Origin of the sequence: Castellaniella sp. FW104-7C03 (assembly GCF_040276085.1) — a bacterium.
Lineage (GTDB): Bacteria > Pseudomonadota > Gammaproteobacteria > Burkholderiales > Burkholderiaceae_B > Castellaniella.
The window spans coordinates 121,423-134,934 of the sequence record NZ_JBELOK010000003.1 but is presented as its reverse complement, the minus strand read 5'-3'; the positions used below and the strand labels follow the sequence as shown (position 1 = coordinate 134,934).

Below are 13,512 nucleotides of genomic sequence, written 5' to 3'. Positions count from 1 at the left end.
CGCCCGGCAAAAACGGTGTAAGGTTCAACTTTAAAATAATACCAATAGGGGGGACGCTCAGGCGCACCCCCTTTTTTTCATTTTTTGGGCAGTCGTGACGTCTTCCAGCAAACCCCGTGTCCGTGGTACCGACATCATCGAGCTCTTCGGCTCGATGCGCTTTGCCATCAGTCTCCTGGTATTCATCTGTGTTGCCAGCCTGATTGGCACCGTGCTGCCGCAAAATCAGGGTACCAACGCCTATATCGATCAGTTCGGTCCGTTCTGGTTTTCCGTCTTCGACAAATTCTCCATCTGGCATATCTACAACAGTGCCTGGTTTTTGATGATCATGGGCTTCCTGGTGGTGTCCACCACCTTGTGCGTGATGCGCAATGCGCCCAAGATGATCCGCGACATGCGTACGTTCCGCGAGTACGTGCGCGGCTCCAGTCTCAAGGCGTTTCATCATAAGGTCGAGGTCGACAGCGCCCTTACGCCCGACCAGGCCGTGGATCAGGTGGGCCGGTTGCTGCGTAGCCGGGGTTTCCGCTTTCGGGTGCGTGAAGACGGCGAAAGCCGCATGGTGGCGGCCAAAAAAGGCGCGGCCAATCGGCTGGGCTACATTTTTGCGCACGTGGCCATTGTGGTGATCTGTCTGGGTGGCTTGCTCGATAGCGAGTTGCCGGTGCGGATGCAAACCTGGCTGTTCGACAAGCAGCCGGTCACCGGCAATATGCTCATCTCGGATGTGCCCGAATCCGGGCGCCTGTCGGCGCGCAACCCCAGTTTCCGCGCCAATATGTTTATACCCGACGGCAAGCAAAGCAGCGTGGGGATCGTGTCCTCCGGGCAGGGGGTGTTGCTGCAGCCATTGCCTTTCTCCATCAAGCTCAAAAAGTTCTATGTCGAGTACTACCAAACCGGCATGCCCAGCGATTTTCGCAGCGACGTTGTCGTCACTGACCACGAAACCGGCAAATCTTTCGAGCAAACCATTCAGGTCAACGAGCCCCTGCGCTACAAGGGCATCACCGTGTATCAGTCCAGCTTCGATGACGGCGGCAGCAGCCTCAGTCTGAAAGCCTGGCCGCTGTCGGGGGATGGCGCCCAGCCGCTGGATCTCAAAGGGACGGTAGGCTCTGATGGCAAGCTGCCACCGGCATTGGGCGGGCAGACGGTCGATTTCACCGGCCTGCGGGTCATCAACGTCGAAAACCTCGGGTCCGATCCAGACCCCCAGCCCACGGACATCATCCGTGATGTGGCGGCGGTTACCGGCAGTGCGGCGCGCCCGCACGACGAGAGCAAAAAAAATGTGGGTCCAAGCGTACAGTACCGCTTGGTGGGGGCCGATGGGCAATCGCACGAGTTCACTCAGTACATGCTGCCTATCCAGATCGATAACTTCCCCCTGTTTTTGCTGGGTACACGCAAAACCCCGGCCGACGCCTATCGTTATTTGCGCATTCCCGCTGACGACCAGGGCACCATGCAAGAATTCATGCATCTGCGCGCGGCACTGGCCAACCCCACCATGCGGGAAGTTGCCGCACATCGCTTTGCCCAGCTAAACGCCCCCGAGGGCGAGCAGCGCACCCTGATGTTCCAGGCCGCCCAAGGCGCCTTGCGTACATTCTCCCAGCGCGGCTTTAATGGCATCATCGATTCCGCACCGCCCGACCAGCGCGAGAAAATCCTTGATTTTGCGGTTCCCATGATCCAGCTCAGCCTGCAAGAGCTTCGCGATCTGGTGCGCGTGCAACAAGGGTTACCCGCACTTGACCCCAGCGGCCCGCAGGCCGAACATGAAGCCCAGTGGTTGCGCCTGGCCGTCCTGGCGCTCGCCTCGCTGCCCGATTATCCGGCACCCGTGGCCCTGCAGCTCACCAACTTCGATCAAGTCCAGGCCAGTGTCTTCCAGGTGGCGCGCAGCCCCGGCAAGATTACGGTCTATATTGGTTGTCTATTGCTCATCCTCGGGGTGTTTTCGATGTTTTACATTCGCGAGCGACGGGTCTGGGTGTGGGTGCGCCCTGCTCAAGGGGGCAGCCAATGGCTGGCCGCCATGACAACCCAACGGCGCAATATGGATTTCAACCACGAATTTGAAAGGCTGCGGGACGCCCTGCGCAACCTCGGAGACACTCATGAGCACTGATACTGTAGCCCGGCAACCGATGGCCCTGTGGTCACCAGACATGAACACCAGTGGCGACCACCGCGGCCGACGCGGTCGTCCCAACTGGACAGACCTTGGCTTTTTCCTGTTGCTGGCAGTGGGGGCGGCACACGTCCTCACCTCCTATGGCCAGTTCATGGATTACTACGAAAAACTCATCCTCATTGGTGCCGTGGCGGTGTTCAGCTGGCTGGGCTGGCTGTGGCGCCCCCTGCGGGTGCTGATGATCACGGCCGGCGCCTGTGCGCTGCTGGCCATCTGGCTCTATAGCCCCACGGGCTCTTTGTTGCAGGGTGATCTTGCCCGTGCCGACACCAGCTTCCTGCTCAAGTACTTGCTGTCTTCGCAGTCGGCCATTTTGTGGATGTGCGCCCTGTTTGTGCTGGCCACGGTGTGCTACTGGATCGGTTTTGCCAGCACGACAGCCGCCTGGCTGGGTACTGTGCTTACCTGGAGTGCCGTGTTTTTCGGGCTTACCGGCCTGCTGGTGCGCTGGCGCGAAGGCCACCTGATGGGCGACGGCATCGGCCATATCCCGGTCAGCAACCTCTACGAAGTCTTCGTGCTGATGTCGCTGATCACGGCACTGTTTTATCTCTACTACGAGCGCCGCTACGCCACCCGCGCCCTGGGCGGCTTTGTGCTGCTGGTCATCAGCTCTCTGGTGGTGTTTTTGCTGTGGTATTCGTTTACCCGCGATGCCTATCAGATCCAGCCGTTGGTGCCTGCGCTTAAAAGCTGGTGGATGAAACTTCACGTGCCGGCCAACTTTATTGGTTATGGCACCTTCAGCCTGGCGGCCATGGTGGGTTTTGCCTACCTGGTCAAATCCCATGGTGACACCCGTAGCTGGAAGCCATTGATTCCCGTGTTTGCGCTGGGTGCGGTGCTGTGCGCCGAGCCCTTCATCTTCGGTTCGCGCGAGCTCTCGGCCACCTGGATGCTGTATTTTGGCGTGGGTGCGCTCATCGTGGGCACCATCCTGGCTTTCCGTGCCCCTATTGCACAGCGCCTGCCCTCGCTCGAGCTCCTCGACGACATCATGTATCGCGCCATTGCCGTGGGCTTTGCCTTCTTTACCGTGGCTACCATTTTGGGTGCGTTGTGGGCGGCGGATGCCTGGGGCACCTACTGGCAGTGGGATCCCAAAGAAACCTGGGCGCTCATCGTCTGGCTTAACTATGCGGCCTGGTTGCACATGCGTCTCATGAAAGGCCTGCGCGGCTCCATGGCCGCCTACTGGGCGCTGAGCGGCCTGCTGGTTACCAGCTTTGCCTTCCTGGGGGTCAATATGTTCCTCTCAGGGCTGCACTCCTACGGAGAGCTCTAGGCTTCTCTGGATTGCAGCAAAGCAAAGGCGCCCTTCGGGGCGCTTTTGCTTTGCCAGAGGCAACATCAGGACCGGCGGCCGCTGATTTCTTCGAGCAGGGTGCGGGTGGCTGGGTCGCTGATCAGGGTAAGGATGTTCTTGTGGGCCAGCAGCTCTGCGGGCTCGCAGGCGGGCGACACAATGTAGCCCTGTACGTAGTCCACGCCCATCTCGGCCAGGGCGCGCAGCGTGGGTTCGTCCTCGACCCACTCGGCAATGCACTCCATACCCAGGTTGTGCGCCAGATCCACGATGCTGTTCACGATGGCGATGTTGGCTTCGCTGCCCAGCATGTCGCGGATCAGGCTGCCATCGATCTTGATGGTGTCGGCTGGCAGTTCTTTGAGGTACGAGAACGACGTATAGCCTGCGCCAAAATCGTCCAGGGCCACGCGGGCGCCCATGCGCTGCAGGCGGCGCATGAACTGACGGGTACGCTCAAGATCCTGCAGGGCCACGCCCTCGGTGATCTCGATGCACAGCCGCCGGCTGAGTTGCGGTTGCAGGTTAAGCAGGCTGAAGAGCGAATCCACAAAGCGGTCGTCGTTAAGTGAGACACCGCTGAGATTCAGATTGACCAACTGCGTGTGATGCAGCTTGTCGTGATTTTTGATCATCCAGTCCAGGGTGGACGACACCACCCATTTATCGATGGCGGTGATCATGCCGCTGTCTTCGGCCGCCTGGATGATCTTCTGGGTTTGCGGGACATGGCCGTTTTTTTGCCGCACGCGCAGCAAGACCTCGAAGTTGAGCATCTTGAGGGGATGGCGCAGCGACACGATGGGCTGCATCAGCAGGTATAGGTCTTCGGGCGGGGTGCCTTGCTCGAGTTGCTCGAACACCCGAAGCTCGTTGATGTGATCAAACAGCGCCTCGGTGTTTTCTTCGTAGAGCACGATATCCTGGTGCTGCTTGCGGGCGTCGCGGCAGGCGCGGGTGCCTGCCGCCAAGGCATCTTTGGGGTCCATGTCGGTGTTCAGGTCGATCAGGCCCATGGCGCTCTTTACCTGAAAAGACCGGTCGCCCACATAAAACGGCGCGCTGTTCAAGCTGTCGACCATATCCTGGGCCAGCAGGCGGGCGTCGCGTGCCCGCATGTTGGGAAACAGGATGATGAATTCGTCGGTGCCGATGCGGCCCACCTTTTGCTGGTCGGTCAGTGAGTATCGCAGGCGGTCGCAGGCCAGCTGCAGCAGTTGATCTCCGGCCGAGTGGCCAAAGAGATCGTTGACGCGCTTTAAATGATCCAGGCTAAGGTAGGACATCGTGCAGGGCGTGCCGTTTTGCTGCAGGTCTTCGATGGCTGCTGCGATGGCAGACTCTATCCCGCGCCGGTTAAGCGTGTTGGTTAGGGCGTCGTGGTCGGTCATTAGTCGCAGATTGCGCAAGGTTTCAGAGCGTGCGGTGACATCCTGCAAAGAACCCTCGATACGGCTGCCCGCCAGCGTGGCGCGCAACAGAAAACTGCGTATCGAGCTGTTGCCGTTGCTGCGGTGAGCCAGCTGGATTTCGGTGTCGCGGCCTTGCTCGGTGGCCAGTGACACCTCGACCCAGTCGATCTCTTCGAAGTAATCCCGCCACTTGAGCGCAGGCACCTGGAGGCTGTCGTCGATGGCCAGCATCTGGCGTGCATTGGGGTTCAGGTGCTCGAAGTGACGTGTTGCGCTTAACGTAAACAGGCCCAGAGGCGAGAGCGAATCATGCACGATAAGCTCGTTGCGCTGCCGCAGCCGTAACTGGCGGTCTTCGCGGGTGCGGTTGGCGGTGGCCAGCGCTACCAGCAGGTTGCAGCCCAGAAACAGGGCAACGCCTACCGTGCTGTCGATGCTGTTGATGTGTCCCAGGGCGCCAGCAGGATCAGGCCAATGACGATGATCAGCACAGCCAGGCACACGGCCAGCGTGTGCCAAAACAGTGTGCGTGTGGTTACCCGGAACAGGGCGTGGACCAGGATGGTGGCCACCAGGGCGCTATCGGCCCAGGCTGCAAGAAAGGTGGTGGTTTGCAGTGTCTGGCTGGAACCCAGCAAAACGCTTGCCAGCAACAACGCTGACCCCGCCAGCCCCAGTAGTTGCAGATGGCGGCAAAGGCGTGCACCCAGATTGTGCCGGAACAGGCGGCTGAACAACAGCCAGGTAAGGGTAAAGGCAAACAGCACCACCAGGTTGCGCGAGGCAATCAGGTTGGGGGGAGACAAGGTGTGCTCAAGCCAGAAGTGATCCCAGCCCAGTGCCCACGCGCCCAGGCGCACATTGCACAACATCCACGCGGCCAACAGCACGTACAGGTGATCGTGTGTGGTGATCGATACGATGGCAATAAAAGCGATAAGCAACAGCAGGCCGCCGGTAAGCATGCCCATGGCATAGGCATGCTGTCCGCTGGCCGCTGAAAATGCCGGTAAAGACCACTGCTGGATGGCGAGCGCGCCGGGGATGAATTGCTGCACTTCGCACAGCACCCGATTGGCGGCTGTTGTGCCAGGCATGCCGGCCGAGTATCCCAGGATCCCCAGCTGGAAAGTCAGCGGGGTGAGTTGGCCGGGATGATTCCCGTTAAACAGCCAGCACACGGGTGGTGTGATGGTGGCGGTGGGTATCAGCAGCACTGACGTAGGGGGTATGTCGGGCTGTGAGGGGGTGTCGAGCTCGGCCAGTAGCCAGTGAGGGCCAACCGGGATGTTTTTGGACAGCCGGGTAGGCAAGGATTGCAGGGCTGCCGCTGCCTTGATGGGAGATTCAAACGGGCCGGGGGCAAACTGGGTGGCCAGGCCCTGGCCCTGGGTGGGGTGTACATGTGCGGGCAGTAGCCAGGCAGAGCCAATTGCGATCAGGCCTGCAAGCAGCGGCAGCAAAAAATACACCAGGAAGACGCGCGCACTACCCTGCCGATGAGACCGGGATGGGTCGATCAGGGAAACGGAATCCTTCAGTGCGGGCATACCACAGGCCAGAGATGACAAAAAACCACAAGACGCTTAATGGACACTTGCAGCCCCTGACGATTTACGACAGTAAGTGGCAAAACTTTAACGTACTTTCAGGTCTCCGGTTTTCGGTCCTGGTGCGCTTACGGGTTTTCTGGGATACGTTCTGTGGCAAAAAGATCACGCACCGCTTCGCGTGGCCGGATCTGCCAGTGCTGTTGGCCATCAACCAGGATTTCGGCTGCGCGCGGACGGGTGTTGTACTGGCTGGCCATCGAAAACCCATAGGCGCCGGCCGACAGAATGGCCAGCAAGTCTCCTTGCTGGATCGCCAGGGGGCGCTGGCGTGCCAGCCAGTCGCCGCTTTCGCAGATGGGCCCCACCACATCGTAGGTGGCTTGGGGGGTGCCCCGGCGCGGCTGAACCTCTATGACGTCGTGCCAGGCTTCGTACAGGGCCGGGCGCATGAGATCGTTCATGGCGGCGTCCACAATGGCAAAATTGCGCGCCTCGGTGGGTTTCAGGTATTCGACACGGGTCAGCAGCACCCCGGCATTGCCCACCAGCGAGCGCCCAGGTTCAAGGATTACTTGCAAGTGATCCAGGCCATGCGTGTGCAGGGCTTCAAATGCCGGATTCAGCAAGTCGGCCGGGTGCGGCGGGGTTTCGTCGGTATAGCGGATGCCCAGCCCGCCGCCCAGATCCAGGTGGCGCAGGCCAATGCCTTCGGCCGCCAGCGTATCGATCAGGCGCAGCAGCTTGTCCAGTGCGTCCAGATAAGGGCTGATCTCGGTGATCTGCGAGCCGATATGGCAATCGACACCAACGATTTCCAGTGCCGGATGCTGGCTGGCCTGGCGATACACCGCCGGCGCCTGCAGGATATCGATACCAAACTTGTTGTCTTTCAGCCCGGTGGAAATATACGGATGGGTCTTGGCATCCACATCCGGGTTCACGCGCAGTGACACCGGTGCGCGCACGCCCATCTCCTGGGCGATGTCGGCCAGGCGTTCGAGCTCGGGGACGGACTCGACGTTAAAACACTTGATGCCGGCGTTCAGTGCCGCACGCATCTCCCAAGCTTGCTTGCCCACGCCCGAGAACACGATACGGTTGGCCGGTGCCCCAGCAGCCAGCACGCGCTCGAGCTCGCCCCCTGAGACGATGTCAAACCCCGAACCCAGTTGTGCGAACTCGTGCAGCACAGCCAGATTGGAGTTGGCTTTGACGCCATAGCACACCAGTGCGTCGCGCCCCTGGATGGCGCTGGCGTAACGGGCCCAGGCCGCACGCAGCGCTGCACGCGAGTATACGTACAGGGGTGTGCCGTATTGATCGGCCAGTTGGGTCAGCGGGATGTCTTCAGCGTGCAGGATGCCGTCCCGCAGAGGAAAGCAAGGGGCAGTCGTCATGAAACGTTCAGGGGCGTGAAGAGGGAAGAGGAGTGGTATTGGGTGTCTGCGCAGCCGGGCTGATGGCCGGCGGCTGGGTCAGGACAGGATCCACTGGCGGGGGCGGCGTTGCCGGCACCAGCGGGCCTTTCATGCCGCACCCCACAAGCCCCAGGGCCAATGTCAGGGGGGCAACGCGGGCGGCCAGGCGGGCCACGGAGCAATTAATCATTAAAAGGGCACTCGGACAGGTTGGGGCACAGCCGCTTCGTTGTCGCTGCGGCTGTGGAGTTGATCCAGCAGGGCACCGATGCCGTCCTGGCCGCTGTCGGATGGGCTTCCGGAAAGCGGATCGCCAGGAGCGGGCAGGCCGACGCGTGCGATGGCCACCCCGGGGGGGTATTCGGAGAAATAAAAATCACCGTTGATGCGTGATAGGCCGCTGGGCATGGGGCCAGGAGGGATCTCGGGTTGGCCTTTCAGGGCGGTGCGCATATAGCCCACCCAGATGGGTAGTGCTGCGCCGCCGCCGGTTTCGCCCTGGCCCATCGATTTGGGCTGGTCGAAGCCCATCCAGGCCACGGCCACCTGCTTGGGCGTGAACCCGGCAAACCACGCGTCCTGAGAATCATTGGTGGTGCCGGTCTTGCCGCCGATATCGTTGCGTTTCAGTTCGCGGTGTACGCGTGCGCCGGTGCCATAGGTGGCCACGCCGCGCAGCATGTCATTCATCACGTAGGCGGTGCGAGGGTCGATCACCCGGGCCAGCGTATCGCCGGCCACGGTGGGCCGTGCGCGCATGATGACTTTGCCACTGCTGTCCGTGACGTGATCAATAAGATAGGGCGGCACGCGGTAGCCACCATTGGCAAAGACGGCAAAGCCACCTGCCAGCTGCAGTGGTGTCACGCTGCCCGCACCCAGTGCCAGCGGCAGCACCGCGGGTTGGCGCGAGCGGTCGAAACCGAAGCGGGTGACGTAATCCTGCACGTATTGCGGGCCCACCGCCTGCATGATGCGAATCGACACCATGTTCTTGGATTTGTACAGACCCTGGCGCATGGTCAGCATGGGCTCGTAGGCCCGGCCGTAGTTTTTGGGGTTCCAGGCCTTGGAGCCGGTTTGCTCGGCGGTCAGCGAGAAGGGCTCGTCGGAGATCTGCGTGGCAGGGGTTAGGCCGCGCTCGAGTGCCGAGGCGTAGATAAACGGTTTGAAGGATGAGCCTGGTTGACGCCAGGCCTGGGTGACGCGGTTGAATTTGCCTTCTTCGAAGTCAAATCCGCCCACCATCGCCAGGATGCCGCCGTCTTGTGCGCGCACCGATACCAGTGCCGCCTGAATGCCGGGTTTGTTTAAAAGCTCCCAGACATCGTTATCCTGCTTGTGCACATACACCACAGATCCGCGTGAGATGCGCACTGAGTCTTTGGCTTTGGGCCCCAGGCCGCGGGCCACCACCCGCAAAGCGCTTTTGTCGGTGATGGTGATGATCTGCTTGGGGCTGCGTGCCACTTTGATTTCGGTAGGGCTGGCCGAAAGCACGATGCCGGTGAGGAGATCGCCGTTGTCCGGGTATTTTTCCTGGACGGTGTCCAGGATTTCGTTAAAGGCCTCGGGCTGGTTCTCGATGCCTTCAGGCAAATCGATGGTTTCTTCGGGGCCAGGGTAGTAGGCGCGCCGCGTGTAATCCAGCACGCCGTCACGCAGCGATTGGTAAGCGGCTTCCTGATCCACCGAATTGATCGTGGTGTAGATATTGAAGCCGCGTGAATAGATGTCGTCCTGATACACGCCGTACAGCAGCTGGCGGGCCAGTTCGGCCGGGTATTCGCCGTGCACTGCGTAGCGCCCGGTGGGAGTGCCGGCAGCCGATTGGATCACGATCTCTTGCGCCTTGGCCTTCTCGTACTCGGCGTCGTTCAGGTAGCCAAGCTCGTGCATCCGGCCCAGCACATAGGCCTGGCGCGACTTGGCCCGATCAAAATTGGCAATCGGGTTAAACCGCGACGGCGCCTTGGGGATGCCAGCCAGCATTGCGGCCTCGGCCGGCGTGATGTCGGCCAGTTGCTTGCCAAAATACGTGCGGCTGGCCGCGGCAAAACCATAGGCCCGGTGTCCCAGGAAGATCTGGTTCATGTACAGATCCAGAATCTGGTCTTTGCTGAGCGTGGCTTCGATCTTGAACGTGAGCAGAAGCTCGTAGAACTTGCGTGTGTAGGTTTTTTCGGAGGACAGATAAAAATTGCGCGCTACCTGCATGGTGATGGTGCTGGCGCCCTGTGTCTTGGACATGTGCACCACGTTGGCGATGGCCGCACGCAGCACGCCCGCCCAGTCGATGCCGCCATGCTGGTAGAAGCGGTCGTCTTCTGCGGCCAGGATGGCCGATTTCATGACGTCCGGAATCTCGTTGAAGCGCAGTACATTGCGGCGTTCTTCGCCAAACTCGCCAATCAGCACGTGATCGGCCGTGTAGATGCGCAGCGGCACGCGTGGCCGGTAGTCGGTCATCGCGTGGAGGTCGGGCAGATTGGGCCAGGCCAGTGCCAGCGCCAGTGTCAGCAAGAGTGCGCCACAGATGCCCAGGCCGGCGCAGAGCACGAACGCCTTCAGGATCAGGCGCGAAAGCCAGGAGCGGGCAGGCGCCTTTTGCTTGGAGGTGGTTTTGGTGGTTCTCATCAGGGGCGATTGTAAGCCCTGGCAGGGGGCCGCCAGGGACGCGATGCGAGGTGTATGTAACTGGATGCTGCTAAATAGGGGGCGAGCCCGCCTGTAAAGGGGCCTGAAAGGCCGCTGGAAAAATGAGTGGGCCAGCCAATGCGATAATACACGTAAACCATTTGTACACCTGTTGCGTATGCTGTCAGAAACCCCGCCCACCGATGCCCGAGTTGCCCCAAAGGTGGCGCCCTGCCTGGCCTCGCCGATTTTTCTGGTGGGCATGATGGGAGTGGGCAAAACCACCATTGGCCGCCAGCTGGCCGTGGCCCTCAACCGCCAGTTTGTCGATCTTGACCACGCCATCATCGGGCGCTGCGGCGTGCCCGTGGCTACCATCTTCGACATCGAAGGCGAGGCCGGGTTCCGTCGTCGCGAAACCACGTTGCTGGATGAATACACCCGGATGCCCGGCCTGGTGCTGGCCACCGGGGGGGGCGCAGTGCTGGCCCCCGAAAACCGCGAGATGCTCAAACGCGGTTGTGTCATTTATCTGCGTGCCGGGGCACAAGAGCTTTATCGCCGGGTTGCCCGAGACCGCAGCCGGCCCCTGCTGCGTACGCAAGACCCCCGCCAACGCATCGCCCAGCTTCTCCAGCAGCGCGAACCCCTTTATGATGAGGTGGCTGACATCTGCCTGGATACGGCCGACCAACCCGTGCCGCAGCTGGTGCGCACACTGGTGGCCCGGCTGGCCGAGCACTCCATCACTTTCTAATCCGGTATGGCCATGCAAACTCTCGACGTCCGTACACCCGGCGGCAACTACCCCATCCACATTGCCCATGGCCGCCTCGATGCCCTTGCTCAGGTCATCCCGGCCGATGCCACCGCCGTGGCGGTGGTTACCAATGTCACGGTATCGGCCTTGTATGGCCCGCAGGTGCGTGCGGCGCTGGCGGCCACCGGCAAGCCCTTGCAATGGATAGCGCTTGCCGACGGCGAAGACACCAAAACCTGGCAAACACTTAATCAGATCTTTGATGCGCTGCTCGAGGCCGCGCTCGATCGCAAGGCGGTGCTGGTGGCCCTGGGTGGCGGCGTCATTGGCGACATGTGCGGCTTTGCGGCCGCCTGCTATATGCGTGGCGTGCGTTTCATCCAGGTGCCCACCACCTTGCTGGCACAGGTGGATTCCTCGGTGGGGGGCAAAACAGCCATCAACCACCCGCTGGGCAAAAACATGATTGGTGCGTTTTATCAGCCCCAGGCTGTCGAAATCGACCCGGCCGTGCTGGCCACTTTGCCGGCGCGCGAGATTTCCGCCGGCCTGGCGGAAACCATCAAGTACGGCATGATTGCCGATGCTCGGTTTTTCGACTGGTGTGAAGCCAACGTGCAGGCACTGCGCCAGTTGGACGAAACCGCCATCACCTATGCCGTGCAGCGCTCGTGCCAGATCAAAGCCCAGGTGGTGTCGCAAGACGAGCGCGAAACCGGCCTGCGCGCCATTCTTAACTTTGGCCACACATTTGCCCATGCCATCGAATCCGGCCTGGGATACGGCCAATGGCTGCATGGCGAAGCCGTGGGCTGCGGCATGGTGCTGGCCGCGCAATTGTCGGTACAGGTGTGCGGGCTGGATCCTGCCGTGGCCGGTCGCATCCGCGATCTGGTCGCTGCCATCGGCTGCCCCGTGCAGGCACCGGATCTTGGGCTTGAGCGCTGGTTTGAGCTGATGCGGGTGGATAAAAAGACCGAAGGCAGCCACATCCGGTATGTTTTGCTGCCGCAGTTGGGGCAGGCCACCCTGCAGGCAGTAGACGACACCCTGGTGCGTCCGCTGCTGGCTCAAAAGATCAAGGCCTGATCATGACAACCCTGGCACCCTACGCTTGTCATGCAGAGCACACCCGGGGCCGCCGCTACACCGAAGCCCCGCCCCAGGGGCGCAGCGCGTTTCAGCGCGACCGCGACCGCATCGTGCATTGCTCCGCGTTTCGGCGTCTGGAATACAAAACCCAGGTGTTCCTCAATCACGAAGGCGATCTTTTCCGCACACGGCTGACCCACAGCATCGAAGTTGCCCAGATTGCACGCAGCCTGGCACGCAATCTGGATGTCAACGAAGACCTCATCGAGGCCATGGCGCTGGCCCACGACCTTGGCCACACGCCGTTTGGCCATGCCGGCCAGGACGAGCTCAATGCCTGCATGCAAACGCTGGCGCCCCAGGCGGGCGGTTTCGAGCACAACCTGCAGAGCCTGCGGATTGTCGACGAGCTCGAAGAGCGTTACGCCGGTTTCAACGGCCTTAACCTGTGCTTTGAAACCCGCGAGGGCATCCTCAAACATTGCTCGCGGCGCCATGCGCGCCTGTTGGGGCCGGTGGCGGCGCGGTTTCTGGATGGCACGCAGCCCTCGCTCGAGGCCCAGCTTACCAACCTGGCAGACGAAATTGCCTACAACAACCACGATATCGACGACGGTGTGCGCTCGGGCCTGATCACCGTGCAGCAACTGCTGGAGCTGCCCATTTTTGCGCAGCACCACCAGCAGGTATGCCATCAGTATCCACAGGCCGAGGGCAAACGTCTGTTGTCTGAAGTCATCCGCGCGATGATCAATACCCTGGTGCGGGATCTCACCCGCACCACGGCTGCGCGCATTGCCGCCCTCAAGCCCGATTCGGCCGATGCCGTGCGGGCAGGCCCTTCGCTGGCGGCTTTTTCGGATGATCTGCGCGCCCAGGCAGATGCACTCAAGAAATTTTTGCTCGATAACCTGTATCGCCACGCCCAGGTGATGCGCATGACCAATAAAGCGCGGCGCATCGTCCGGGATCTCTTCACCGCATTTTTGGATGATCCCCGCCTGCTGGCCGGCGAATACCAGCGCGACGACCCCATCGAGCAAGCCCGCGCCATTGCCGACTACATCGCCGGGATGACCGACCGCTACGCCATCCGCGAGCACCACAACCTGTTTCGCATGGACTAAC

10 protein-coding genes are annotated in these 13,512 nt (G+C 61.2%); 5 read left to right on the top strand and 5 right to left on the bottom strand.

The genetic code is table 11. The annotated features are described in order from the left end of the window. The first annotated feature begins 154 nt into the window (after positions 1-154). Complete coding sequence (locus ABS758_RS04615; RefSeq protein ID WP_350381322.1) at positions 155-2,140, top strand: cytochrome c biogenesis protein ResB; 1,986 nt, start codon at positions 155-157, stop codon at positions 2,138-2,140. Then, positions 2,130-3,491, top strand: coding sequence for a c-type cytochrome biogenesis protein CcsB (gene ccsB, locus ABS758_RS04610; protein ID WP_350381040.1), 1,362 nt, complete (start codon positions 2,130-2,132; stop codon positions 3,489-3,491). The genes ABS758_RS04615 and ccsB overlap by 11 nt, the downstream gene beginning before the upstream one ends. A 65-nt stretch (positions 3,492-3,556) precedes the next feature. On the opposite strand, the gene ABS758_RS04605 is transcribed toward ccsB, so the two are convergent. From ABS758_RS04605 to ABS758_RS04585, 5 genes are all read right to left on the bottom strand, one after another. Continuing rightward, positions 3,557-5,443: a putative bifunctional diguanylate cyclase/phosphodiesterase gene (locus ABS758_RS04605; RefSeq protein WP_350381038.1), complete on the bottom strand. Its 1,887-nt coding sequence runs from the start codon at positions 5,441-5,443 to the stop codon at positions 3,557-3,559. Beyond that, the gene (locus tag ABS758_RS04600; RefSeq protein WP_350381036.1) at positions 5,344-6,474 is read right to left on the bottom strand and encodes a hypothetical protein; all 1,131 of its coding nucleotides are present in this window, start codon (positions 6,472-6,474) and stop codon (positions 5,344-5,346) included. Before ABS758_RS04600 ends, ABS758_RS04605 begins: the two co-directional genes overlap by 100 nt. A 128-nt stretch (positions 6,475-6,602) precedes the next feature. Further along, positions 6,603-7,874, bottom strand: a complete 1,272-nt coding sequence (gene lysA / locus ABS758_RS04595; RefSeq protein WP_350381034.1) for a diaminopimelate decarboxylase — start codon at positions 7,872-7,874, stop codon at positions 6,603-6,605. Between the two features lie 7 nt (positions 7,875-7,881). Further along, on the bottom strand, positions 7,882-8,085 hold the full coding sequence (locus tag ABS758_RS04590; RefSeq protein WP_350381032.1) for a hypothetical protein: 204 nt from the start codon (positions 8,083-8,085) through the stop codon (positions 7,882-7,884). After that, entirely contained in the window at positions 8,085-10,532 is a 2,448-nt protein-coding gene (locus tag ABS758_RS04585; RefSeq protein ID WP_350381030.1) for a penicillin-binding protein 1A, read from the bottom strand. The genes ABS758_RS04590 and ABS758_RS04585 overlap by 1 nt, the downstream gene beginning before the upstream one ends. A 262-nt stretch (positions 10,533-10,794) precedes the next feature. Here ABS758_RS04585 and ABS758_RS04580 point away from each other — a divergent pair, with 262 nt between their 5' ends. From ABS758_RS04580 to ABS758_RS04570, 3 genes are read left to right on the top strand one after another with little or no spacing between them, the layout of a single operon-like run. Continuing rightward, positions 10,795-11,289 (top strand): shikimate kinase, encoded by a 495-nt coding sequence (locus ABS758_RS04580; RefSeq protein WP_350381320.1) that lies wholly within the window; start codon positions 10,795-10,797, stop codon positions 11,287-11,289. Between the two features lie 12 nt (positions 11,290-11,301). Continuing rightward, entirely contained in the window at positions 11,302-12,381 is a 1,080-nt protein-coding gene (gene aroB / locus ABS758_RS04575; RefSeq protein ID WP_350381028.1) for a 3-dehydroquinate synthase, read from the top strand. 2 nt (positions 12,382-12,383) lie between these two features. Next, positions 12,384-13,511 (top strand): deoxyguanosinetriphosphate triphosphohydrolase, encoded by a 1,128-nt coding sequence (locus ABS758_RS04570; protein ID WP_350381026.1) that lies wholly within the window; start codon positions 12,384-12,386, stop codon positions 13,509-13,511. Position 13,512: the final 1 nt, after the last annotated feature.

Coding starts and splice junctions, on each gene's coding strand:
- ABS758_RS04590 (WP_350381032.1), bottom strand. CDS start 8,085: ATGATTAATTGCTCCGTGGCCCGCCTGGCCGCCCGCGTTGCCCCCCTG.
- ABS758_RS04570 (WP_350381026.1), top strand. CDS start 12,384: ATGACAACCCTGGCACCCTACGCTTGTCATGCAGAGCACACCCGGGGC.
- ABS758_RS04615 (WP_350381322.1), top strand. CDS start 155: ATGCGCTTTGCCATCAGTCTCCTGGTATTCATCTGTGTTGCCAGCCTG.
- ABS758_RS04600 (WP_350381036.1), bottom strand. CDS start 6,474: ATGCCCGCACTGAAGGATTCCGTTTCCCTGATCGACCCATCCCGGTCT.
- aroB (WP_350381028.1), top strand. CDS start 11,302: ATGCAAACTCTCGACGTCCGTACACCCGGCGGCAACTACCCCATCCAC.
- ccsB (WP_350381040.1), top strand. CDS start 2,130: ATGAGCACTGATACTGTAGCCCGGCAACCGATGGCCCTGTGGTCACCA.
- lysA (WP_350381034.1), bottom strand. CDS start 7,874: ATGACGACTGCCCCTTGCTTTCCTCTGCGGGACGGCATCCTGCACGCT.
- ABS758_RS04585 (WP_350381030.1), bottom strand. CDS start 10,532: ATGAGAACCACCAAAACCACCTCCAAGCAAAAGGCGCCTGCCCGCTCC.
- ABS758_RS04580 (WP_350381320.1), top strand. CDS start 10,795: ATGATGGGAGTGGGCAAAACCACCATTGGCCGCCAGCTGGCCGTGGCC.